Annotated in this window: 21 protein-coding genes; 5 read left to right on the top strand and 16 right to left on the bottom strand. The window is 40.0% G+C overall.

Annotated features, from left to right (window positions below; translation table 11 throughout):
• Positions 1-21: 21 nt before the first annotated feature.
• The 4 genes from IT6_RS07025 to IT6_RS07010 all read right to left on the bottom strand — a co-directional run bounded on the left by IT6_RS07025 (position 22) and on the right by IT6_RS07010 (position 6130).
• Positions 22-1047: a quinone-dependent dihydroorotate dehydrogenase gene (locus IT6_RS07025; protein ID WP_206825763.1), complete on the bottom strand. Its 1026-nt coding sequence runs from the start codon at positions 1045-1047 to the stop codon at positions 22-24.
• A gap of 4 nt (positions 1048-1051) precedes the next feature.
• On the bottom strand, positions 1052-2377 hold the full coding sequence (mnmE, locus tag IT6_RS07020) for a tRNA uridine-5-carboxymethylaminomethyl(34) synthesis GTPase MnmE (RefSeq protein WP_206825761.1): 1326 nt from the start codon (positions 2375-2377) through the stop codon (positions 1052-1054).
• Positions 2378-2471: 94 nt separating this feature from the next.
• Positions 2472-4985, bottom strand: coding sequence for a TonB-dependent receptor (locus tag IT6_RS07015; protein ID WP_242524142.1), 2514 nt, complete (start codon positions 4983-4985; stop codon positions 2472-2474).
• A 488-nt stretch (positions 4986-5473) separates the two neighbouring features.
• On the bottom strand, positions 5474-6130 hold the full coding sequence (locus tag IT6_RS07010) for a class I SAM-dependent methyltransferase (RefSeq protein WP_206825760.1): 657 nt from the start codon (positions 6128-6130) through the stop codon (positions 5474-5476).
• 128 nt (positions 6131-6258) lie between these two features.
• On the opposite strand from IT6_RS07010, the gene IT6_RS07005 reads away from it, so the two are divergent.
• Entirely contained in the window at positions 6259-8910 is a 2652-nt protein-coding gene (locus IT6_RS07005; RefSeq protein ID WP_206825759.1) for a sulfotransferase family protein, read from the top strand.
• Positions 8911-9267: 357 nt separating this feature from the next.
• Here IT6_RS07005 and IT6_RS07000 read toward each other — a convergent pair whose 3' ends face one another.
• The 3 genes from IT6_RS07000 to IT6_RS06990 all read right to left on the bottom strand — a co-directional run bounded on the left by IT6_RS07000 (position 9268) and on the right by IT6_RS06990 (position 13552).
• Complete coding sequence (locus IT6_RS07000; protein ID WP_206825755.1) at positions 9268-11442, bottom strand: glycosyltransferase family 2 protein; 2175 nt, start codon at positions 11440-11442, stop codon at positions 9268-9270.
• A gap of 14 nt (positions 11443-11456) precedes the next feature.
• Positions 11457-12188, bottom strand: coding sequence for a class I SAM-dependent methyltransferase (locus IT6_RS06995; protein ID WP_206825753.1), 732 nt, complete (start codon positions 12186-12188; stop codon positions 11457-11459).
• Positions 12189-12289: 101 nt separating this feature from the next.
• Complete coding sequence (locus IT6_RS06990) at positions 12290-13552, bottom strand: hypothetical protein (RefSeq protein WP_206825750.1); 1263 nt, start codon at positions 13550-13552, stop codon at positions 12290-12292.
• Position 13553: 1 nt separating this feature from the next.
• On the opposite strand from IT6_RS06990, the gene IT6_RS10525 reads away from it, so the two are divergent.
• A complete protein-coding gene (locus IT6_RS10525; protein ID WP_256433989.1) occupies positions 13554-13685 on the top strand; it encodes a hypothetical protein in 132 nt (43 codons plus the stop codon).
• Positions 13686-13713: 28 nt separating this feature from the next.
• On the opposite strand, the gene IT6_RS06985 is transcribed toward IT6_RS10525, so the two are convergent.
• The 6 genes from IT6_RS06985 to IT6_RS06965 all read right to left on the bottom strand — a co-directional run bounded on the left by IT6_RS06985 (position 13714) and on the right by IT6_RS06965 (position 17580).
• A complete protein-coding gene (locus IT6_RS06985) occupies positions 13714-14400 on the bottom strand; it encodes a filamentous hemagglutinin N-terminal domain-containing protein (protein ID WP_206825749.1) in 687 nt (228 codons plus the stop codon).
• Positions 14401-14621: 221 nt separating this feature from the next.
• Positions 14622-14891, bottom strand: a complete 270-nt coding sequence (locus IT6_RS06980; protein WP_206825748.1) for a hypothetical protein — start codon at positions 14889-14891, stop codon at positions 14622-14624.
• 92 nt (positions 14892-14983) lie between these two features.
• Positions 14984-16735: a beta strand repeat-containing protein gene (locus IT6_RS06975; RefSeq protein WP_206825747.1), complete on the bottom strand. Its 1752-nt coding sequence runs from the start codon at positions 16733-16735 to the stop codon at positions 14984-14986.
• 181 nt (positions 16736-16916) lie between these two features.
• Positions 16917-17141 carry a hypothetical protein gene (locus IT6_RS06970; RefSeq protein WP_206825746.1) on the bottom strand — a complete coding sequence of 75 codons (225 nt, stop codon included), beginning with the start codon at positions 17139-17141 and terminating at the stop codon, positions 16917-16919.
• A gap of 21 nt (positions 17142-17162) precedes the next feature.
• On the bottom strand, positions 17163-17294 hold the full coding sequence (locus IT6_RS10520; RefSeq protein WP_256433988.1) for a hypothetical protein: 132 nt from the start codon (positions 17292-17294) through the stop codon (positions 17163-17165).
• A gap of 88 nt (positions 17295-17382) precedes the next feature.
• Positions 17383-17580 (bottom strand): hypothetical protein, encoded by a 198-nt coding sequence (locus tag IT6_RS06965; protein ID WP_206825745.1) that lies wholly within the window; start codon positions 17578-17580, stop codon positions 17383-17385.
• 170 nt (positions 17581-17750) lie between these two features.
• Here IT6_RS06965 and IT6_RS06960 point away from each other — a divergent pair, with 170 nt between their 5' ends.
• Together IT6_RS06960 and IT6_RS06955 are read left to right on the top strand one after the other, a co-directional pair.
• Positions 17751-18347: a peptidylprolyl isomerase gene (locus IT6_RS06960; RefSeq protein ID WP_206825744.1), complete on the top strand. Its 597-nt coding sequence runs from the start codon at positions 17751-17753 to the stop codon at positions 18345-18347.
• 12 nt (positions 18348-18359) lie between these two features.
• Positions 18360-18761, top strand: coding sequence for a hypothetical protein (locus IT6_RS06955; RefSeq protein WP_206825743.1), 402 nt, complete (start codon positions 18360-18362; stop codon positions 18759-18761).
• A gap of 164 nt (positions 18762-18925) precedes the next feature.
• On the opposite strand, the gene IT6_RS06950 is transcribed toward IT6_RS06955, so the two are convergent.
• Together IT6_RS06950 and IT6_RS06945 are read right to left on the bottom strand one after the other, a co-directional pair.
• The gene (locus IT6_RS06950) at positions 18926-21166 is read right to left on the bottom strand and encodes a beta strand repeat-containing protein (RefSeq protein WP_206825741.1); all 2241 of its coding nucleotides are present in this window, start codon (positions 21164-21166) and stop codon (positions 18926-18928) included.
• Positions 21167-21383: 217 nt separating this feature from the next.
• Positions 21384-21551 (bottom strand): hypothetical protein, encoded by a 168-nt coding sequence (locus IT6_RS06945; RefSeq protein WP_206825739.1) that lies wholly within the window; start codon positions 21549-21551, stop codon positions 21384-21386.
• A 490-nt stretch (positions 21552-22041) separates the two neighbouring features.
• On the opposite strand from IT6_RS06945, the gene IT6_RS06940 reads away from it, so the two are divergent.
• Complete coding sequence (locus IT6_RS06940; RefSeq protein WP_206825737.1) at positions 22042-23061, top strand: fatty acid desaturase family protein; 1020 nt, start codon at positions 22042-22044, stop codon at positions 23059-23061.
• Between the two features lie 32 nt (positions 23062-23093).
• Here IT6_RS06940 and IT6_RS06935 read toward each other — a convergent pair whose 3' ends face one another.
• Positions 23094-23888 (bottom strand): thymidylate synthase, encoded by a 795-nt coding sequence (locus IT6_RS06935; protein ID WP_206825735.1) that lies wholly within the window; start codon positions 23886-23888, stop codon positions 23094-23096.
• Positions 23889-23904: the final 16 nt, after the last annotated feature.

Below are 23904 nucleotides of genomic sequence, written 5' to 3'. Positions count from 1 at the left end.
TTAAGAAAAGCTTTTCGAGGTCTAGACATAACCATCTTTTCTGTAACGAGCCAGCTCTTTGCAAAGTTCTCTTGGGAAAGAAGGCCCGTTATAAACAAAGCCAGTATAAACTTCAAGAAGATCAGCACCCGCTTCCAATTTTTCTAAAGCATCTTGTGCATTGAATATGCCTCCTACGCCGATGATGGGGAGCTTATCTTTTGTTTCCCTTTTCACAAACCGAATCAACTCCAATGTTAGCTTTCTTAAAGGTTTACCGCTAATCCCGCCCACTGTTCCGCTTGGCCCTTGGGCAGGAAGAGTGTTCGATATCACAACTCCACACGATTCTTTGCGGATAAGCATTTCTAATATTTCAGCAAGTTTTTTATGTTCTATGTCCGCAGAGACTTTAACCAGAATAGGTTTTCGAGGAGCTAGGTTAAGGCAATTTAAGCTGTCAAAAAGATTCTCTAAAAAGGCTTTTTGTTGTAACGATCGCAGCCCTGGGGTATTAGGTGAACTCACATTGACGACAAAAAAATCACCAAGATTCTTGAAATAAGAAAAGCATTTTTTATAATCTTCAACTGCATCTTCTAAAAGGGTTAATCTATTTTTCCCAATATTAATGCCGATGGGAATCCTGGGTTTAGCTTTTTGAATCAGTTGGCTTAACCTTTCGGATACCGCTTTTGCTCCCTCGCTAGGGAAACCTAAACTGTTCCAGAGTGCTTCTTCTGTAGGTAGTCGAAAAAGCCGGGGCCTTGGATTTCCTTCTTGAGGGAGTGGGGTAACCGTCCCTATTTCAACAAATCCAAAACCCAACCATTCCCAGCCCTGAATTCCAATCCCGTTTTTATCAAAACCTGCAGCAAGACCAATGGGATTAGGAAACTTAAGCCCCCAAAGTTGTTTAGGAAGAAGGACAGTACCTTTTTGTAAAGAGGACCAGAGTTTTAAAAAGGAAGAATAAAGAGGATGACTAAGAAGCCTTAAGCAGAGATGATGAGCCAGTTCAGGATCAAGAGAAAAGAGCAGTGGTCTTAAAAGTCTTCTATAGATCATCGGGTTACTTGCCTATACAAAACTTCTGAAATATTTTGTCTAAAATATCTTCAGCACTCACAAGCCCAACAATTTCCCCCACTATATCCAGGCTAGATCTTAGCTCACTGCTGATCAACTCTGGAGCAAGCTGGTTCTTTATTCCACAGATAGCTTTATGAATAGCTTCAGCTATTTTCAGCAACGCTGCCTGCTGGCGGGAATTGATACCAAAGGAAAAATCCTGAGGGAAAAACGCCTTTAAAATCTTTTTTATTTCTTCTTCGAGTTCCTCTAGCCCCACACCCGTCACCGTCGAGAGAGCAAGCTTGTCTTTATTGGCTGGATGCAACCCAAGATCGACTTTTGAAGCAATTGCGATGACTTTTTGATGAGGATCCAACTCCGGCAGTCTAAATGGGTCTAGAGAAGGATCGCCTGGAGCAGAAACCAGATAGAGGATGAGATCAGCTTTCTTGACCGCCTCTTTTGCCCTTCTTATCCCTTCTTCTTCTATCTGGTCAGAAGACTCTCTTTGACCAGCCGTATCAATAAGCCTTACAAGAAAAGATGAAATCCGACATTCAGCCTCAATTGTATCCCTAGTCGTCCCCGGGTGAGGAGAAACTATGGCTCTATTTTCCTTAAGCAAGGCGTTAAATAAACTGGATTTGCCGACATTGGGTGACCCTGCCAAAACTATCGTAAAACCTTCTCGTAATACCCGGCTTAAAGGAGCTGAAGCAATCAAGCTTTTGAGTTTATTTTCTATGCTTAAAAGTCTTGTGATAAGTAAATTGCCAACCTGTGGCTCAATATCTTCCTCGGGAAAATCGATGTAGGCTTCAATCTCGGCCAATATTTCAATGAGTTCAGTGCGCACTTCGAGCAGTTCATGAGACAACCTTCCAGACTGCATCGCTTGGGCCGATTTGAGTGCCAGCCTTCCCCCCGCCTGGATCACATCGATTACCGCTTCGGCTTGGGTCAAATCCATTTTGCCATTTAGAAAAGCTCTTTTTGTGAATTCTCCAGGAAGAGCTAGTCTTGCACCCCTCTTTTGGCAAGCTTCAAGAATGTTTTCCACAATAAAAGGATTCCCATGACAAGAAATTTCTACCATGTCTTCACCCGTATAAGACCGTGGGGATTTCCAGTACGCCAGTACAACATCGTCTAGAAGTTCATCTGCAAAATAAAGTTTTTTATAGTAAAGTTTTTGAGGTTCCCAAGTTAACTTTTCCCTTAGCAACGAGTTGATGATATCTAAACTTTCCGGACCACTCATCCGAATGATTGCTATGGCAGAAAAAGCTGGAGGAGTAGCAGCAGCAATAATGGTATCTTCCACCCGATTGAAACTCCTAGAAGTTTTTAATCAATTTTTTTAGTAATATATTTTTGACCCATGCTTTTAGCAATGACCAAGGTTTATCCTCGTTGCTTTAAAAAGTAACTCTTAGTCCTCCCCAAATACCAAAAGGTGAGCCTGGTGTAATAAAAGGAACAATAGTCCCTCCATTAGGTGCCCCAGTAAAAACATTCTGGGAAATCATCCCTGCGCCGGCATAAAACTCATTGAACACGTTGGTCGCAAAAGCAAAGAGCTGGACATATTTATTGATTGTAACATAGCTTTGAATGTTAAGCACAGAAAAGCCCCGCATCATGGGATAAACATTTGCCCAATCCCCGTAAAGAAACCGGCTGGAATAGTATTGGAAATCAGCCGAAATGAGCCACCTAGGAAATATCTGATAGCTAATTCCTGCCTTGAACATCTGCTCTGGCAGATTAGGAAGTCTATTCCCTGGAAAGACAGGAACAGAGGTGCTAATCGCGTTCTCTAAAAAAAGCTCAGACTGGAATGTAGCTTCTAGAAATGACCAATTGGCAAACCAACCCAGTTTTTTGTAATTACCCGATAGAGTGATTTCTATTCCTTGATTTTGTTCAGCAGCGACATTTTGGAAAAAACCAGCACTTGAATGTCCTGTATTCTGAAAAACGATATTGTTAGAAATAATCGTTCGGTAAAAGGAAAGAGCCCAAGATAAGCTAGCTGGCTTGATCGATCCTCGAAGACCACTTTCGAAAGTCTGGGCAAGGACCGGAGCAAGCTCTGGATCCCCCAGCTGTGCAATGGGTAAAATAACAGGAATAGCTGGATTAGCTCCAACAATTTCCCCAGGCATGGGGGCTCTAAAACTCTCACTGTAATTGAAATAAAACGTTAAATCTTCCATTTGCGGATCAACAAGACTAAAAGCTCTTAGCGGTTGAAAAGTAAAACCAGCAGCTGGAGTTAATTGATGGAACCGCTCAGCCGCACTCAAAGAAACAGTCTGTCCATTGTTATCTACGCCAAATCCACCTATAATCATTTGTGCATAATTATCTCTTAAGGCTCCCGTAAGATGGAACCATGGAGTAGGGGAAAAGGTGTCGGTCAGATAAAGTCCAACAAAATCTGAAAATCCAGGAACAACGAACTGCTGTTGGAAGGGAAATCCAGGGATGGTGATGTTGTTGTAATTAGGTCCCATCGCCGCTGGATAAAAACCCGAGTTAAAAATGTTTTGAGACCAATCAAAACTGGCTCCAGCAACCATGTAATTGTCCATTGCATCAAATTTTTTATCCCACTGGGCTTGAATTCTTGCCCCAGCTCCCGTCTGGTTTATATTGCCAAAGTCCCATTCTCCAGCTGGAATAGGCATACCGTTTTGGTCCAGAGCTTGAGCATCCAATGGATAGTTAAACCCAAGGAATTGATCTACATTATTGGCAATATTCCCGTTGTTAAACGAAAAGTCAGACTGCCTAAAATAAGCGTTAGCTCCAATTGTCCATTCCTCGGTTAAAACTTGGCTAGCAATCAGATTGACTAGGTTAAGATTGTCATGCTGAGGGTTAGGCCCTGTATAGATCATGGATCTTCCTGCAGTTTGGAGCATATCCAAAGGAGTAGGACCCAAGATATTTAATAGATTATCAGCTCCTGTATATTCCAAGTGAATGTCAGTACCCGTCCCATCGTCATGATAACCTACTTTTCCAAAGAGCTGTTTGACATAGCTTGAGCTCTGTTGTCTCCAACCCTCTTGACTAAACCAGTTGCCACTTAGGAACCAGTCCCATTTGCCTTTATACCCTCCATGTTGAAACTCCAAGTCATTCGTTCCCCATGCACCTGCATAATCCTGGATCATAGAGCCTGGGTTGCGTCTTCCATCCTTAGTTTGAATCACAATTGCTCCTCCAAGAGTATTCTGTCCATAAATAGGGTTTGACCCAGGAACGACCTCCATGGAAGCAACAGCTAGCTGGGGCACGTAGTCCCAAAGGATATTGTTCGTAAACGGTTCATTAATCCTTACCCCATCATAAAAAATCGAAATCCCAACAGGTGTCCCTGGTATAGGAGAACCAGCAAATCCTCGATAATTGATGTTAGGTAAAAATGGATTGCCATTGAGATTGACTTCATTAACACTTGCCATGTTTCTTTCCATAAACTGTGGCAAGCTAAATTCCTCTTGTCTTAACCAAGTTTCGCCCTTGGCTAATTGATAATTTCCAGCCAAATTTTCAAGGGGTTGACCCATTCCCGGCAAAGGAGTCACTGCAACAACCTGGACTTCTGGGAGTTGGCTCACGGTTTGTTCTAAGGTTCTTTGTTGATAAACAATGTCCGGTTTCTTAGCTGCTGCATTCGAAATATTTTCTTCTTGTCCATTCTCTTCCAAGGGAGTAGGCTGATCAGGACCAACAGAAGGTGGTTTCCCTTTTTTGATAGATTGAGACTTATCCTCCTTGTTTTTCGAAGCCAGTTCCTTCTCTTTAACCCTATCCTTATTATCCGCGGTTAATCCATCCTCTCCTTTCAACATTGAGGGCAGCAAAGAGAGAGAAATAAAGATTATGACAAGGATTAAATTCCTTGAAAAACCCGTCATGGTGAATGAGTCCTGAGCAATTTTAATGCCAAAAGTGATCACTTCTGCTGAAGCTTGTTGCAAAAGGGAAAAAAAGAAAAGGAGAAGAGAAATTTTATACTATAAATATATTTTTGGGTGAAATTTCCCCAATTTTCTAAAAAATCAAAAAAATTATCCTTCGAGTTTTTAAGAAAGAAAAGATTTTATGTTCTATATCTTAGTCTCTTTTTTCCTAATAGCACGGTGGTCCTTGTCTTAAAGTTGGGAATTTTGGAATTATTACTCTTTATCTATTGAGAGGTCAACTCTTAGCTCATGATTAGGAGCCTATGGGAAAAAACAATGATCATTCGAATGGAATGAGCCTGTGTTACTTAGGGCCTTCTGTTGATTGTTCGATATATTCAAACGGCAACCAAAACACTCACAGAAATCCCTTTAACAGTTAACTTGTGTATTTTGATCAAGGGAAATCTTCCCTTTTCTCAGGATTAAAGACAGTGGATTTATAGATAAAACTTGACCATCTTTTGATTTCTTGGATGATTCCATTCTCCAATATATTCTAGGTGCCAACCTTGGTTATTAGCCATTTGCTGAACCTCTTCAAGGGTGTAGCCAAAGTAACCCAAGGAATCCGAAACTTCAGGGTTTTTCATTGGCTCGTTTTCTATAAAAAAGGTCGCAAAAAATAAACATGGAGGAATGATGACCGTTCTTAATTTTTTCAGGCAATCCTCGATATCTTTCCTTGTAAGATGCGTAAAGAGAGACTGGGCAAGTGCCCAGCCAGGTTTCTTAGAAAATTTGTGAAATTCAAAACATGAAGAAACAACTAACTCAGGTTTTTTAAGTTTAAATAACTCCTTTCCTAATTCCTTTTTACCAGCTCTAATGAGTAGTTTTTCACGATCTATTCCTAGATAACACCCTTTATCCAGATACCTGATGAAATGAACTCCTCCTCGAAGAGCGCCACATCCAATATCTAAAAGAACATCCTGTGGTTTTAGTCCTTGATTCAAAACAAAATCAAACTGAAGTCTTCCTATCTCTTCCCAAAGACCTCCAACATACCCTCTATGACCAAGAATACTAATCCCTTTTGGACCCTGCACAGGTACTGATTCCTTTTTTTTTAAAAAAATAGAAAAGAAACTCATCTTTTCACTCTTATCTCCAAAAAACATTTGATTATTATGATTAGCTTCCAGAAAAAAGAAAACAATTTGTTTTCTATTGAGTGTATATTTCGATCCTCTTATAATGATTGTTTTGTTTAATTCAGCAGATGAATGAATGGGTAGGCACCAAAAACAAAATTTACTGTGTTCTGGGCATGCATCGCAGTGGGACTTCTCTGCTGGGAAACATTCTCAATACCCTTGGAATTCCCTTTGGCAAAAATCTCATTGGTGCCAATGAACACAATAAAAAAGGATATTGGGAAGATCAAGAGATTGTCGCCATACAAGATGGACTTTTAATCCAACTAGGACTCGATTGGTGGAAAGAAAACTCGGTTGATCCGTACCCGAAAGACTTTTTTTTATCACCTCCTCTCCTTAATGCACAACAAAAACTCAAGGAAGTGCTATCCCAAAGAATGGAAGAAAACGGTGGAGTTTTTGGGTTCAAAGATCCAAGAACAAGTAGATTTTTGCCTATTTACAAAAAAATCTGGATAGAACTTCAAGCTGAACCCATCTTTATCTTGTCGGTTAGAAATCCACGTGATGTTGTTCATTCTATTCATCTCAGGGATAAGATCCCCCAAGAACGCATACTGAAAATTTGGCTTCGTTATAATTTCGATGCCATTAGACATTCATTAGACAGGCTTCGAGCCATTGTCGTTTTCGAAAACTGGTTTCAAGATTTTGATGCTGAGCTTTCTTATTTAACTCAAGCTCTTGACATTGACTTAACAGAAGCAACAAAAACTGAAATCCTAAAGATTATTCAGCCAGAACTAAAGCATGAACCAAGCATAGAATGGAACATACCCTTGTGGGCAGAATGGGCATATCAATCTATTCTTTCTCTAAGAAAAAAAGCTTTTGACAGCACATTTAAAAAACAATTACTTACCGATTTTGAATGGTTACTCTTCAGGCTGCAACAAGGAGAAGAAAATCCAAATTTGCTTGAAAATAAAAAAAGGCTAGCTATTGTTTTTAGTTCTCCGGCCGATGACGAAGCCTGGGAGTTAGCTAAAAGACAGCCAAAGGATCCAAATTTTCAGATCAGTCTACTGTTAGCAGAAGGAACCCCAGAGAAAGAATTTTCATCTTCAGTTGCTGAGCTTGGAATGGCTATAGGGCAATTGCCTTTTGATGAAAGCCCTGAATTACTCAACCTCCCTATTTGTACAAAAGCGATTAGGCCTCCCTTTGCTTTATACTCTTATCTAAAAAACAGGTATTATGACCAGATCATATTACCAGTCGCAAAAGGCATAGCTTTTTTTGCGCTCGAAGCTGTTCATTTGCCTTGCCTTTCATCGACTGAAATCCTTCTTTATGGAACTACTAAGCATAATGAAAACGCCTACCCAAACATAGAAAATTATCTCTCCTTTGCTCTTGAGAAAGAAACGTTAACTTTAAGCAATAAAAAGGATAATCCTACAGATCCCCAAAAGGATACTCCTTTATTGAGTATTTGTTATGTTCTTCATGGGGAAAAACAACCACCTACCGCTTTCCCTACAAATGAATCAATCGAATGGCTTTTTGGAATGGATGAACAAAGAGCTATTGAAACAAACTCTTCACCTATAGCTCTTTCTAATGGAGTGTACCAGCTCTTTTTCCCTCCATGGATCTCTTTTTTAGACAGATGGAAATCTTTGGTTAGGCAGGCCAAAGCCAAATTTGTTCTTTTTTTAAAAGAAGAAGAAAATCTAAATCCCGCTCTTGTTGAGCCGTTAATTAGCTTTTTAGCTAACAATGAAAGCTCTTCAATAAGCTTCTTCATTGGATTAAATCCTTTGCTTTTAAATAACAATGATCAGCTCTACGCCCTCCAGATCCCATTCTTGAGAAACTCCTTAGATTTAGGACATTTTCTTTTACCGATTAGAGATTTTCCTTTTATCATTGAAAAAGAAGTTTTTCTTCAAAACCAATCAGATTTCACTGAGAAAAATCCAGAAAGAGCACGGTCGGAATTCCTCGCTTTCTTGGGAATGAAAGGCATTAAAGCTTCGGTGTTCCCTGAACCTTTGATATGGGTAGCCTCTAGGGCTTCAACAGATGAATCTTTCCTTTCATTTCTTCACGGTTATTTCGATTCCTTGCCCCATTCCTACAAGGCTTTTATCCAGGCACTGCTGGGTAGTTGTATGTCTCAGTTCCAACTGGCTTCTCATCAAGCCGAAACGCGACAAAGATACGTTCCTTTGGGACTCTTCAATACTGAAAAAACTCTCACTGAAAAACTCAAAAGAGCCCGTTACGTAATCAATCTTTTGTTCAGTGAAACTACCCTACTGAAACCAAAATCTTTTCCTTTATCAAAAGCCTTTTCTTTTGAAAATTTATCTGAAGGACAAAAGGCACAGCTGAGTGAGTTGATCAGAAATTCCTTGCTTTTTGATTCCCATTATTACCTTGAAAAAAATCCAGATGTTCTTGCTGCAGGTGTAGATCCACTTCAACATTATATTGAACATGGAGGCAGAGAGGGTCGTTCTCCAAGCCCCTATTTTGATTCCTCGTATTACGTAAGTCAATGTCCAGAAATCCAACCAATGGGCATAAACCCCCTTGTTCACTTTCTTTTATTCGGTTGGAAAGAATTAAAAAACCCACATCCCAAATTTTCAACTGAAAATTATCTAAAACTTCATCCTGACCTCTTACACATCGGGCTCAATCCCCTAACCCACTTTCTTCTTAACTCTCCTTTTGAAGAACAACCTGATTTCTTTAAAGAATAGTGTCTTTAAGTTTTGTCGGTAGGTGCATATCTTTCCCTTTGAGAGGATAAGAAGGACTATAGACTTTGCCTTTGTGTATAATTCTGCATGTATAATTCTGCAAATCAGAACTGCAGATAGGCAACGCCGCAGCCTCTGCAGCTAAAGGTTTATGTACAAAGCAACTTTTGGCTGCAAGCTTTTTTAATAAACCCCTAGATTGAGCGGCCACAAAGACATAAAACAAGGGGGCTTAGCTTAAACTTTCAACAGCTTACCTTTGGTCAAGTGAGTGTTGTTTAGGGTAAAATTTCTAGAACTAGCCCAAAAACTGTATCATTCAATAAGAAGCTTTGCTGATTTAGAGTAAACAACCGATCATTTTCCCAAAAGCCTTTTCTTAGCTCTTTCATATTCTTTGCTTATCCGACGCATCGTTCCAATAAGCCCATGCTTTTTTTCTTTTTCAAGTTCTTCTTCCAAAGTTTTTATTCGAGCCAAAAATAATTCCTTTTCCTTTCTTTCTTTGTCTAGTTCTTCTTCAAGCAAACTGATTATTAGTTTAGACTTTTCCATTCCAAAAATTCTTTCTTTTGTTTCGAAGCTGCGAGACAAAAAAAATATCTTTTCCAAGTAAAGATAATGCGCGAGTAGCAAAACCCCTTTGAGCCATTCTTTATCTCCAGCACCAGCGATGTAGGCTCTAAGAGATCTAAAAAAGTTCCTTTCTTTCAGAGTGTTACTTAACATGCTCGTATGACCCGTTCTATACCAGAAAAGAGGCAAGGGTACGACCAGAAGTTTATAACCACAAAGTACAGCTTTTGAAAAAAATTCCCAGTCTTCATGTCCAATTCCGAAATCCTTCGTGAACCCTCCCAACTCTTCAAAGGCCTTTTTTTTGACAAGAGCGTTGGCATCCCCAAAACGATTTTCATAAAAACCCGAAGCCAAGTCCCCTCCCAAAGGAATACTCAGTAACCGAATAGATTTATCTTTGAAAAGCTCTTCTCCAGTAAAAAAGTCTTTTACCGCTGTCAAAATATCAGCACCGGTCCAAATTGCCACTTGAGCAAAAATTTCTAATTCGTTCGATTTTGCGATATTATCATCATCCATGAACAAAAGATATTCTCCCGAAGCTAGCTCTGCTCCACGGTTCCTAGCCGCTCCTAGATATTGGTTGGATTCCCTGGAAAGAATCCATCCTTTTTCTTTGAAAATCTTCTCAAAATTTTTCAAAGCGACTTGGCTTTCTTCCCTCTCACTTCCATCATCAATAAGAACAACTTCGAAGTTCGGATAGCGTTGGACTAAAAGAGAGTTTATGGCTTGTTCCAGATATCGAGGTCTGTCATGGTGAACGAGGACAACTGAAATTTTAGGTTGACGATCCGTTATTCTTATATTTTGGGTCATTTTCGAATACAATGGAAATTCCTTATGCCACTGTACCCATTTTCCCCTAAAAGTTTTTTCATCAAAACCCAAAAGCCATTCTCTTTGCAGGATCAACTCCAGTTTTATAAATAGATCGTTCAGGTCTTCGAAAACAAGTCTTTCCCTTGCCATCGATTCAAAAGGAAAATATCCAATTGCCTCGAGACTAACCATCATGGGAATGTCCAAAACTAAAGCAGTTAAAAAGACAATTTCTAATCCTTCTTTGCCTTCCAGGGCAATAAGAAGAGGGTTGGGCAATAGGTACAATAAGTTTTGTATTTCTTCTATACCTACTTCATTATCTTTTACATTCTCTTTTAGTCCTTTAAAAAAATCTAAAAAATAAATCTTGTCGAATTGGTGTGGATATTTTTCTAAGAAAGCTTTGTTAATCTCTTTTTTTTTTTCCGATCCTCCAACACAAACAATCTGCATGGGAATATTTAACCGCTGAATCGTTTGTCTCCATGCCTTGTTTTGAATGATTGAGGGATGGAATGGATAACCAAGACAACCCTTTTTTTCTGGCAGTGACCATCCAGTTGTTTCTAAGGTTTTCAAAAAAAAGGAGTTGGTTGTAACCAAAAAATCTCCCCATCTAACACTCTCCTTTTCCATGTAATCTTCGTATAAATTTTCAACAGATCTAATAAAACTGTATTCTTTATTTTTTCTTGTTAATAAAGGCAAAGAAAAGAGATTAATTCCAAGACATGTGTTCTGAAAAGCTAGCTCTTCAAACTTCGCTAGAATTGAATAGTATCCCACTCCCCCCTCAAAGGGAAAATGGACATAATCAAAATTTCTTTCCTTAAGCCACAAAAACAGAGTATATGAAACCTTGATGGGAATGGGATCACAGATACCAACTCCCTCTATCTCGTTTTCTATGAAACAAGGATAGACTCCGTAATGATCGAAAAGGTTCTTTGGGAAAACAAATGAGCTTTTTTTTAAAGGAGAAGTTAAATAATAAAGAAGAAAAATTTCATATCCCCCCTCAGCAAGATCCAAAGCCAATGATTCATAAAAAAACCTAAAACGAATATTTCTATCTTGGTCAATTCCTTGAGGACACACCAAGCATATCGATCGCTTTTTTTTGGACATAAAACAAAACTAACCTATTGCAAGAGGATCGTAATCCAATCATTATACCGGGGCACGCCAAAAATATTTCCTTTACCCCATCTTTGAATCTGCTTTTCTACAGTAAGGCGGGCCTTTTTAGCCATTTTTAAAACCAGCTCCTTGGAAACGACCGATCGCCATCCATCGTCATCGTTTGAGTATCCCATGGAGATCCATCGATAGAGTTTTCTTGTGTTAGGGTGCAAATCTTTTAAAAACCCTAAAAATAAACTCAAATGATTTCTTCCCCCATGATGTATGATAGCCTTGGCATTCTTCTTTAAAACTCTTTTAAACTCATAAAAATAACTTTGAATGACCGAAGCGTCCATATGAACAAATGCATCAAAAGACCAAATAAAATCGATCGATTGGTCTTCAAGCATTCCTAAAGAAAGACCGTCATTGACATAATACAAAATATTATTACAACCAGAAAATCTTCTCTTACAATACTCAATACAGTTTGGACTTAAATCCACAACAACAAGTTTTTTACAAAGCTTTGAAAGATGACAGGTCCATCGTCCATGCCCAGGAGCGATTTCGAGCACTACAGAGTTGTTTGTAATATGAGGAAGAAAAAATGTATCAATGATCGATTGTTTCCATAGCTCGTAAGGCACACCACAAACCTTTGCTTGTCCATTCCATTCTTCACCATCTTCCGGCCAACTATATTCTTTATCCCAAACCCTCTTATTGTTACTAACCGAATTTTCCATTTTCTAGGACTATGATTTTCCTTCTTTTCTTTTTCAACCCAAAAAAAAGAGAGGGACAATTTTCCCTCCCTTTTTTTAAAGATTTATTTTTCAGTCAGCTTTCAAGGACTAAAAGAACGGATATGAAAGGCTCCAGGATTAAGAGTAACATTGTAAACTCCAGAAGCAACTTGACTGATTGCATAGATTGCAGGAACAGAAGAAGGTTGTGTACTAAAATTCACCCAAGTATTTCCATCGGTAATCACAGGGCTAGTCGTATGAATTGTTGGAGCCTGGAAGAATATCCCTTGACCTGCCTTAGCTGAAGTTGTGTACCCATTATCAACAATCGTGTTAAGAGTCAATGCGCTCCCTGAAATAAGCACAATACCTCCTGGAAAACTAAAGCCATTAACGCCAAATATAAAGTTACTCATTGATTCATGGGCTGGACCAGTTGAGCTGGGATCGACTGTTAGATTACCACTCGCATTAACAAGCAGGTTACTTGCCGCATTAGGAACAGGAAGAGTAAGTCCACTGGGGGAACTACTTGTACCTAAAAACGTTGAAGTGTTCCCCGAATTGATCGAGGCATTCCCCGCAATGGCAAGATTGATCGCTTGAGGACCTGATCCAACGGCATTAATCGTAATATTCGTTATTGGAGCCCATGGCCCATTGGCTAAGTGAAACCCATTTTGAAGGGGATTAGACCCCACCCTATTATTTACATTACCTGTAGCTGTAATATTAATGGACTCGGTGGTCAGCACTCCAGACCCCACTAGGCTTCCTCCATTAAAGGTCACATTTTGAATCATTACATTAGTTCCAAGGGTGAAAGGGGCAACAGGAGAAGAGCTACTCTGGAAATATCCATTCGTAATTCCATTTTCGTTCGATGAATGAACTGTTCCTCCCAAGAAAGCCGCGCCCGTAACACTTCTAAAAACAAAGGAAGAGGATCCTGAATCAGCACTAAAATTAATGGTTCCATTACTAAAAATGCCTCCTCCAGAATAAGGACCGCTACCCGTGGTATTCATCGCGGCCAAAATGATGCTGTTATGACCACTAATCGTACCGTAATTAACAAGTCCCCCTTGCCATGCTCGTAGAACTACATTGTTGTCGATATCTTCTCCCGGTTGTCCTCCCTGAATTAACCCACCCGAATTATTCACAATAGATCCATTAACATTAATCATCACATCTTGATCTTTAAACGATACAATGGAACCGTTATTGATTAAAGAACCGCTAAAAGATCTATTGGCGGAAGACAAAGGACCAGAGAAAGCAAGAGTACCATTATTGGTTAGAGTGGTAGCCCAAACCAAGCTTCCTGGACCAGGAGCACCCGTTGGAGGAAGTAACACAGTGCCATTTGTCGTTATGCTGCCATTACTGATCGCTGTGGCAATTACAAAAGGATCATTACCCGTAGGACCCGTAATGGTTAAACTTCCTTGTGTTGTAAACGCACCATTGGAAGGTATGGAAAAGGTGTAACCATTATATCCACTGATGGCATAGCCTGTTATGAGATTAACCCACCTTTGGCGACTATCCCTCCCGTTCCAGATTCAGCACTTGCAGCAGCCACATTAACCGAGCTTGGAGCAGCAATAAGGATCATGGCTCCAGGCTTTTCAGTACGTAATGTCGCTCCACTCATCACTTGAACAAAACTTCCCGGACTATCTTTCGCTATAGATACAGTACCATTGAAATTGGCTGCATTGTACGAATACCCAAAAAGACCAATTCCAGCCGGTGCATTAATAGTACCAGAAGGACCAACAATGATTCCACTCCCATTGGCAAGAAAGAACACAACATCACCGGCAACAGTAAGGTTCCCATAAATTTGAGAGGGGTTACCGCTTACATCTACATTAAGTACTGTAGCTAAGGCTGAGCCTTGAAAATTTTTTACAATTCCAAAATGAGCATTAGAACCAATATTAAACCCTCCCGGTTGATTGGGATTCAGGTTGTAAGAAGTTCCACCCCATAAAATAGAGGTGTTTTGAGATCCAAGATGAAGAGTGTTGCCAGGTGGATTTAAAGAAGCAGACCCACTCACAACTAAACCATGGCCAGGTAGCTGATTTGGAGCAGGAGGAACAAAAGCATAGGCTTTGATAAAAGATAGCTTGATTAAGAACAGTAAGCCTGTAGAAAAAATTATTTTCCTTAATTTTGTTAATATTCTCCTGTTCAACTTTTTCCTTGGTTGAGTTTAGGGACATCCCTTTTACAAAATCGTAATCCTCATGTCAATCTTTATGTTTCATACCTAAAAAAATCTTTCATTACTATTTTTAAGAAAAGCAAAAGCTTTTTTTTCTCTCACATAAAAAAATTTGCCTAATGCTTCAATAAAAAAGGGAGGCAATGAGTGAATACCTCCCTTTTCAAAGCATCTTCATTTTTAATCAGCCTTTATGGGCTAAATGGTCTGACATGATAAGCACCAGGATTCAATGCCACATTAAATATATTTGGTGTAATTGTCGTCAGCGGAGTTGCTGAATAAATAGCGGGTACCGTACTGGGCGTCGTACTGAAGTTTACCCATGTATTTCCACTGGTAATCACTGGGCTTGTTGTCACAATCGTGGGAGCCTGGAAGAATATTCCCTGTCCCGCTACCGCTGTCCCTGTATACCCATTATCAACAATGGTGTTGACCGTTAGCGTTCCACCAGACATAAATACTATCCCGCCCGGAAAGTTAAAGGCAGCAGATGTAAATACGAAATTGCTGAGTGAAGCATGAGGAAAAGGAAAACTTCCGTTGACGGTCAAATTCCAGAAGCATTCACAAGCAGATTACTTCCTGCATTGGGAGCTGGTGTAGTTACTCCACCAATTGTACTACTTGAATTAGCAAACGTATAAGTAGAACCAGAGGTAACCGATGCATTCCCATTAATAGCAAGGTTAATCGCCTGCTTGCCCACACCATTAGCAGTAACATATATAGAAGTGTTGGGAGCCCAGGGTCCGTTAGCAAGATGAAAGCCATTGTTTAATGGATTATTCCCTGTCCTGTTATTGACATTGCCAGTAACATCAAAAATTATGGTCTCGGTCGTAATTGTAGCAGGCCCCACAAAACTTCCACCAAAAGCGGCCACGAATTCAGCCATAAGATTCGTTCCCAGGGTGAAAAATTGACCACTTGGTACTGATAGGTCCGCAGCGTTTAGACCCTTTGGATCAGCAATATTCACTGTTCCTCCAAGGAAAACATTCCCGCTATCACTCTTTACAATAAGAGTGCTACCATTGGCATTCCCTGCTGGATTGGTAATCGCAATGGTTCCATCACTGAAGATTCCCCCCTTTGGATAAGGTCCAATCCCATTGACATTAGAAGCAAAAAGTTGGACTGAATTAAATCCACTAATGGTTCCATGATTAACAATCCCTCCTCCTATCCCATTTCCGGGGGCAGATGTCGTACCTGCTAACAATTTTACATTAAACCCACCCCCATCAATCGTAGCACCTGGATTATTGGTAATACTCCCCCCAACATTAATGACAAGATCAGCTGTCCCAGCTTGAATCGATCCATTATTTACAAGTGATCCTGAATTAGATTGGTTTATTACATGGAAATTATTCGGAGCCCATGTAATGGTCCCATTATTCGTAAAGGTAGCAGCAGCTAAGTTTGAAGGATTAAATGTACCCCAATGCAACACACCAAGAGTAGAGAGATCTAGGATCCCACTTGTGGTAATGTTCCCAGAATAAAGCAGATAAGAGTTTGAAGGAAAGATAAAAGAACTAGATGCAGGACCTGAAATGGTAATAGAACCCGCAGTCGCCCCAGCAGTCGCATTGGTTATTGGAGAAAATAATAAAATATTTGCACCTAAACCAGTAGTAAAAGCATAGCCAGATAAAATATTAACCCATACCCCAGCAAAAGAAGTTGGTGTAGCAATCCCGACATTCACCGTAGGTGCTGCAATTGTAACCGCTCCTCCAGTCGCATTAAGAGTAGCTCCTGATTGTACAGTAACCGATGAGCCCGCGGTCGTTGGCGCCACACTCACTGTTCCATTAAAACTCGATGCTTGACTACTCAAATCATAACCCAAGAGTCCAAGCCCCAAAGGAGCCGTAATTGATGCCTTAGGACCAACAACAATCCCACTTCCATTGGCCACATATACTGGTAGAGTATTACCACCTGAAGAATTTACAGTAAGAGTTCCCATAATATAAGAAGGACTGCCTGTGGTGTCCACATTTAATAAGCTGCTTCCAGCACCACCAGCTGTTATAATTAAGGTCGCAGCAGATCCCACATTAAAACCTGGACCACTTCCAGCAACATTTAATGTCCCTCCACTACTCTGCCATAAAATAGCTGTATTACTACCAGCAGGAATTGTGAGTGTAGCAGTATTAGTCCCAGCAGCTTGAGTATAGGTCGTCCCTGGCAAACCAGATACAACACTTCCATGTCCTGGCAATTGACCAGCCCCAGGAACTGCCCATCCCTTTGTCCCCAGCCCTATCCAAAGGGATGCCGCCAATATCAAAATCGCTTTATAAAGTTTCCTTAAGAACAATCTTTTCAATGACCTTCTTTGTTTTTGTATTTATATTTCAAAAATGTATTAATCTTTATCACAGATTTTTTAATATTGTTAAAGAAAAAATAAAAATCTTAAAAATTTCTTCCCTTTAATTAGTCCACAAAATCATTTTTTATCCTCATTTCTTTTCCTCAGTTCCAAACTCTACCCTATTACTCTGGTTTTTACTCATTTTTTTGTTCATAACACAACAACTCATTAAAAATTCTATCTTAAGCCAAATTGAATCGCCACCCTGCCTTTCGTTGCACCTTTGATCCAGGGACCCATTGATCGCTATCACTGGAAATGCCGCCATCGCACTGATCGTCGTCCCATATTTATGTATAATATCTAGCCCCACCCCCACATCCCCTAGATACTCTCAGGCAGCAACGGCTCCTTGCGGATTGTAAAATCCCATACCTTTCATGTTGATGAATGAAGTACCGTTCTTCCAATAAAACCCGTATCTCCAAAAAAGTACCACGGTATACCATGCCAAAAGATTATCCATCCCCCCAAAATCCACATGTCCATATTTGATTTAAGATTTTGAACTCGCCATGGGCAAAAAAATGGATTATACGAACTCCCCCATCCCATTAAGCGGGCGACCCAATGGCTCTAAAACTTTGGCTTAAGTTAGAACCAAAACTTAAAGTGTTATAATCCTGGGCATACAGGTGCTGGAAAATAAAATAATCCTGAAAATTCGTTAACGTAAGGGCTTCATCAAAAGTCCATTTCAAAGATTCATCGTCATAAGCCACCTGCTGCCCATAAACTTGCCAATAACGCAAACCACCAAAAAATAATCTTTTATTTTCTTTATTAAGTTCTTGCGATTGTCAATGGCGTTGAAATCCATAAATCCTTTGTTTTAAATGAGCTTAAGAAAGCAGGAGTATCCAACCCCGATACTCAAGCCATACAAAATGCTTTAGCCACCATTGTCCAGCAAGAATTACTGGTGCAAGAAGCCAAAAGACTGGAGCTGGATAGATCCAAAGAAGCGATCAGAACTCAGGATGAATTAAACCGCAAAATACTCGCTGAACTGCTCATTAAAAAAGTAGTGAACAGCTCTTTACCTTCTCAAGAAGAACTTTATGCCAAATACAAAGAGTTCTTAAAAACAGCTCCCAAATTCGAATACAAAATCAGGCATATTGTTCTCCCTACCCGCAGAAAAGCTTTTGAAATCATGCAAAGACTAAAAAAAGGAGAGGATTTTTCTCTGCTAGCTACCGAATCTCTTGAGAAAGGAACAGCTGACCGAGGGGGTGAACTGGGCTGGATCAATAGTCAAAATCTCGTACTTTCGGCTCTTTCTCTTGTTGAAAAGTTAAAACCTAGCCAAGTAGGGGGTCCTATTCTTTCTTCCCTTGGTTGGGAAGTCATTGAACTGTTGGCCGTGCGTCCTTACAAAATCCCTTCTTTTGAAGAACTTAAACCGGCTCTAATCCAACAGATCCAGCAGGAAAACCTTAAAAAACATGTTCAGGAACTTGTGTCATCAGGACAAGTTCAAATCTTTCCTTTGCCTATCACAACAGCTAATCCTTAACTGTTTAAATCCATGAATACCAAAAAACCTACACTGGCCAAACTGACTTTTCTTTTTTGTTTTTTTCTATTAAGCTGTGTCCACCAGGAATCGGTTAGTGTCAAACGGCTCAGCTCCAAGACTTACAGTCCTACCCGCTATCTTGATATTATGACCCAGCCTCCAAAACGCAAGTATTATAAAATTGCTGAACTTAATGCCAGGGGTGCAGAAGGCACCCCAAAAACAGAGATTATTGGAGCTCTTGCAATGAAAGCAAGAGAACTTGGGGCTCAAGGGCTAATCATCGAAGATAAGTCCATTCCGATCGCTAATCCTTTTGTCATGAATACGGCAGGGGGAATGTATGACACTAACCTAAATAGGACTGTTCCTTATTATCATGCTATAGCGTTTCGCTATGCTGAAGAATAGAAAAAACCAAAAAGAAAATCTTTTAAATAACTTCTTTTAGTAAAGCAACACTCATTTTTTTATTTCACAAAAATAAACAAAATTTGCCTAATGATTTAAATAATAAAAAAAGAGGCAATTAGCTATTGCCTCCTTTTTCTATGCATCTCCTTTTAAATCACCCTTTATGGGCTAAAAGATCTGACATGATAAGCACTGGGATTCAGTGCCACATTAAATATATTTGGCGTAATTTTCGATACAGGAGTTGCTGAATAAATAGCAGGCACCGTAGTGGGTGTCGTACTGAAATTTACCCACGTATTCCCACTGGTAATCACAGGACTCGTCGTCACGATTTTAGGAGCTTGGAAGAATATTCCCTGTCCTGCCACCGCTTGTGATGTATATCCATTATCAACAATGGTATTGATCTTTAGCGTCCCCCCAGACATAAACACTATCCCACCCGGAAAACTAAAGCCAGGTACATGAAATACGAATTTACTGAGCGTATATGGGTCAAAGGCCAAATATTCAATAACCATACTTGGGTTAATAGTCAAATTGCCAGAAGCATTCACAAGCAGATTACTCCCTGCATTGGGAGTGGGCAAACTCAATCCAATAGTATCATTATGGAGAAACGTAGAAGTCTGCCCAGAATTGACCGTCGCGTTCCCATTTATTGCAAGGTTAATCGCCTGTTTACCCGTTGTCCCTATGGCATTAATCACTACGTTAGTCGTTGCAGCCCATGGTCCATTAGAAAGATGAAAACTATTGTTTAAAGGATCACTCCCTGTCCTATTATTAACATTACCTCTAGCCGCAATCACCATGTTCTGAGTCGTGACTACAGCTGGTCCAACTAGACTTCCACCCCCGAAGAACACGTTTTGTGCCGTAATATTCGTTGCGAGAGTGAACTGTTGTGATGCTGTTGTAAAAGCATTTGTAAATGGATTATACCCAGCTGCAAAAATCGCTCTCCCTAGACCTTTTGGATCTGCAACATTAATTGTCCCTCCAAGGAAAACATTTCCTGTGCGACTTCCTACATTAAGATAGCTGCCAGTCCCAGTTCCCACCATTGGACCTCCAAACTCCTCAAATAAGAATGAAACAGGGTTAATGACCGTCGAACTAAACCCATTTGGGTTGGTAATCGATATTGTTCCGTTACTAAAGATTCCACCACCTGGATATGGCCCAATACCATTCTCATTAGAAGCAACAAGCCTTACGTAATTATATCCATTGATAGTCCCGAAATTAACAATCCCCCCTCCTATCCCATTTCCAGGAGAAGAAGATATACCAGCAAGTAATGCTACATTAAACCCGCCCCCATCAATAGTAGCGCCAGAGTTATTTGTTATACTCCCACCTACATTAATTATAACATCACTTGTACCCGCTTGAATCGTTCCATTATTTACAAGCGATCCCGTAGTCAGTTGGTGTGTTATACCTGGAGCAGTCCATACAATAGTCCCATTATTCGTAAAGGTAGCAGCAGCTAAGTTTGAAGGATTAAACGTACCCCATTCCAACCGACCCACACCACTTAAACTCAAGTTACCACTTGTAATAATGTTCCCTGAAGAAAGCAGAAGTGTACCAGTCGGATTACCAGATGGAAAAGCATAAAAACCAGAAGTAGGACCTGAAATTGTAATGGATCCTGGAGTCGCTCCAGCTATCGCATTGGTTATTGGTGTAGGAGCGCCATATTCTGCATATCTACCTCTTGAAGGATAATACTGATTAAAATAATAGCCTGCTAAAATACTGATTGGATTAGGACCATAAGTTCCAACCAAAGAAGTTGATGTAGCAATCCCCACATTCACCGTAGGTGCCGCAATTAATAGTGATGCTCCAGAAGCATTAAGAGTAGCCCCTGACTGTACATTAACAAATGACCCCACTGTCGTGGGCGTCACACTCACTGTTCCATTAAAACTCGAAGCTTGACCACTTAGATCATAACCTAAAAGTCCAAGTCCTCCAGGAGCCGTAATTATAGCATTAGGACCTACAACAACCCCGCTTCCATTAGCCACAAACAATGGGATAGCACTTGTTACATTTATTGTTCCCATAATGTAGGAAGGACTGCCTGTTGTGTCTACATTTAATAGGCTACTACCATTACTAGCAGCCGTTATACTCAAGTAAGCAGAAGATCCCACATTAAAGCCTGAACCACTCCCTGTAACATTCAATGTCCCCCCACTACTCCCCCATAAAATAGCCGTATTTCCACTCACCGTAAGTGTAGCCGCATTAGTAAATCCATTCTGTGTAACATTTTGATACGTCGCAGAACCTGTTGCTATTGTTCCATGTCCTGGCAACTGGCCTAATCCAGGAACTGCCCATCCCTTTGCCCCCAGCCCTATCCAAAGGGATGCCGCCAATACCAAAATTGCTTTATATAGTTTCCTTAAGAATAATCTTTTCAATGACTTTCCTCCTTTTTGCTTATATCTCAAAAAAGTAGTTATCTAGTCAAAAAAAATTAAAATCTCAAACATTTTTTCCCCTTATATTCTGATCCATTAAACCTTTTTTATCTTTTTTTCATCCACTTCTGAACACCTCCCCATCCCTCTGGTTTTGGTATTTTTGTTAATTTCACAACAAATCACTAGAATTCTGTCTAAAGCCAAATTGAATCGTCGCTCTGGCTCCCGTTGCATAGTTTCTTTGATCAACAGGCACATTTATCGCCATCACAGGCAAGGCCGCCATCGCACTGATCGTCGTCTCATATTTGGGAATAATATCCAACCCCACCCCCACATCCCCTAGATACTGCCGGGCAGCAACCGCTCCTTGCTACATGTAGTTAAAAATGGCTCCCTCCAAAATCAGTATATAGCGCTGGATACCACGCCGAAAGGTTGCCCATTTCATCCAAAATTCCACACACATGTAATCAATCCAAGATTAGCATTAAAATAACTAAAATAGGAGAAAAGAGCTCCAGGAATGTCAATTGATTTCCTAGCTTGGTATTTGAAACCCACCTACCATAAGCAGAAGAATGGATCAGCTGAATTGTTTCCATTCCATCGAGCGACAGTCCAAAAGCTTTAAAACTCTAGCCTTGAGTTAGCCCTTCTTTTTGTTTTATCCTTCAAGAACGGAGATTAAAAACTTAAAAAATAAAGTTCTCTTTACAATTGCTTTAATCAAAGCGAACTTATAATAAGTTTTTCTTTATAAATCATCAAAATGTTTATATAACTCTTTTTCTCATTTTTTTACTAACTCCTACTTTACATTTTTTATGCATCCATCCAATTCAGACTCTCATACTCAGGCGTGGAAAGCAAAAATCAGGTCTTATCAAAATCCTTCAGCCAGTAAAAGCATTGGACAACTCTTAAATACTTTACTGCCCTATGCAGCACTTTGGTACTTGATCTATTTCTTTTGGCACATCTCTATTCTTATCGTTATTCCACTGGTTTTTTTATGTGCAGCTTTTCAAGTCAGAATTTTTTCCCTTTTTCATGACTGCTGTCACTGCTCCTTTTTTAAGTCAGAGAAAGCAAACGAGATTGTCGGAACTATCCTTGGAATACTCGTTTTTACTCCTTATCACCATTGGAGATGGGAACATTCCATCCATCACCGTAGCGCAGGAAATTTAGATAAAAGAGGTATCGGAGATCTATGGACATGGACGGTTAGAGAATATCTTAGCTCTCCCTGGTGGAAAAAACTTCTCTACCGGATTCTACGTCACCCCCTATTTTTGTTTGGACTATCTCCTCTAGGTCTCTTTCTGGTCAAATATCGATTTGCTTCCAAAAAATCAGGTAAAAAAGAACACCTATCGGTTTTAATAACCAACATGGGGATTCTTGTAATGGGTATTGTTTTAAGCCTGCTTTTTGGTTGGCAAACCTATATCCTCATTCAGCTTTCAGTTGCTTTCCTTGCCGCTGCAGCAGGGATATGGCTTTTTTATGTTCAACACCAGTTTGAAGAAGTTTACTGGGAAAAATCTGAAAAATGGGATTACAAATCAGTCGCCCTTCAAGGGAGCTCTTATTATAAACTACCCAAGCTATTAGAATGGTTTACGGCAAGTATTGGTTATCATCATGTCCATCATTTAAGTCCCCGAATCCCAAACTATTGGCTCAGCCAATGCCATAAAAACCTCCCCTTGTTTGAAAAAGTCACCACTTTAACCCTTCCTTCAAGCCTTAAAACCATAAACCTTCAGCTGTGGGATGAAGAAAGCAAAAAGATGGTCAATTTTAAATTTCTTAAAACCCTTTCTTTATCCAAGCAGTAGATTTCAATAAACTCCACAAAACTTATGTTCTTTCAAACGGCAACGGCTGCCTTGATCGCAGGATGGGGATCATAGCCTTCCAATTCAATATCTTCAAAAGAAAGGCTATCTATCGAATTAAGCTTTGGATTGATGTAAACTTTGGGCAATGGCTTAGGTTCTCTTCCCAACTGGATTTTGGCTTGATCTACATGGTTTGCATAAAGATGAATGTCTCCAAAACTATGGATAAACTCTTTTGGTATTAGGCCACAAACTTGGGCGATGAGATAGGTAAGCAGTGAATAAGAGGCGATGTTAAAGGGAACTCCTAGAAATATATCCCCACTTCTTTGATAAAGTTTACAGGATAGATAAGGGTAATGAACATAAAATTGGAAAAGAACATGGCAGGGAGGCAGAGCCATCTCCTCTAGCTCAGCTGGATTCCAAGCACTGACAATGAGCCTTCGGCTGTCGGGATCTTTCTTTATTTGATCAATGACCCATGCTATCTGATCAACCGTTTTTCCGTTAGCTCCCCTCCAGCTCCTCCATTGTGCGCCGTATATTCTTCCCAAGTTACCGTTCTCATCTGCCCATTCATCCCAAATGGTTATGCCATTTTGATGAAGATAGCGGGTGTTGGTATCACCTCTTAGAAACCACAGGAGCTCATAAACGATTGCTTTCCAATAAAGTTTTTTGGTTGTAAGCAGCGGGAAACCTTGAGTAAGATCGATCCTCATCTGTTCTCCAAAAAGGGAATAGGTTCCAATACCCGTCCGGTCCCTTTTGGGTATACCCTGTTTAAGGACCTTTTCTAGAAGTTGAAGATAAAGCTGCATCTTTGGACAAAAAATT

Origin of the sequence: Methylacidiphilum caldifontis, from assembly GCF_017310505.1 — a bacterium.
GTDB classification, from domain to species: Bacteria; Verrucomicrobiota; Verrucomicrobiia; order Methylacidiphilales; family Methylacidiphilaceae; genus Methylacidiphilum; species Methylacidiphilum caldifontis.
Note: the sequence above shows the minus strand (reverse complement) of the source record. Positions and strands in the feature narration are given on the sequence as shown.

Excerpts from the sequence above, each read along its gene's own strand:
- IT6_RS07025 (WP_206825763.1), bottom strand. The coding sequence starts at position 1,047 with ATGATCTATAGAAGACTTTTAAGACCACTGCTCTTTTCTCTTGATCCT.
- IT6_RS07015 (WP_242524142.1), bottom strand. The coding sequence starts at position 4,985 with ATGACGGGTTTTTCAAGGAATTTAATCCTTGTCATAATCTTTATTTCT.
- IT6_RS07010 (WP_206825760.1), bottom strand. The coding sequence starts at position 6,130 with ATGAGTTTCTTTTCTATTTTTTTAAAAAAAAAGGAATCAGTACCTGTG.
- IT6_RS07005 (WP_206825759.1), top strand. The coding sequence starts at position 6,259 with ATGAATGAATGGGTAGGCACCAAAAACAAAATTTACTGTGTTCTGGGC.
- IT6_RS07000 (WP_206825755.1), bottom strand. The coding sequence starts at position 11,442 with ATGTCCAAAAAAAAGCGATCGATATGCTTGGTGTGTCCTCAAGGAATT.
- IT6_RS06995 (WP_206825753.1), bottom strand. The coding sequence starts at position 12,188 with ATGGAAAATTCGGTTAGTAACAATAAGAGGGTTTGGGATAAAGAATAT.
- IT6_RS06980 (WP_206825748.1), bottom strand. The coding sequence starts at position 14,891 with ATGTCTGGTGGAACGCTAACGGTCAACACCATTGTTGATAATGGGTAT.
- IT6_RS10520 (WP_256433988.1), bottom strand. The coding sequence starts at position 17,294 with ATGGATAATCTTTTGGCATGGTATACCGTGGTACTTTTTTGGAGATAC.
- IT6_RS06955 (WP_206825743.1), top strand. The coding sequence starts at position 18,360 with ATGAATACCAAAAAACCTACACTGGCCAAACTGACTTTTCTTTTTTGT.
- IT6_RS06940 (WP_206825737.1), top strand. The coding sequence starts at position 22,042 with ATGCATCCATCCAATTCAGACTCTCATACTCAGGCGTGGAAAGCAAAA.
- IT6_RS06935 (WP_206825735.1), bottom strand. The coding sequence starts at position 23,888 with ATGCAGCTTTATCTTCAACTTCTAGAAAAGGTCCTTAAACAGGGTATA.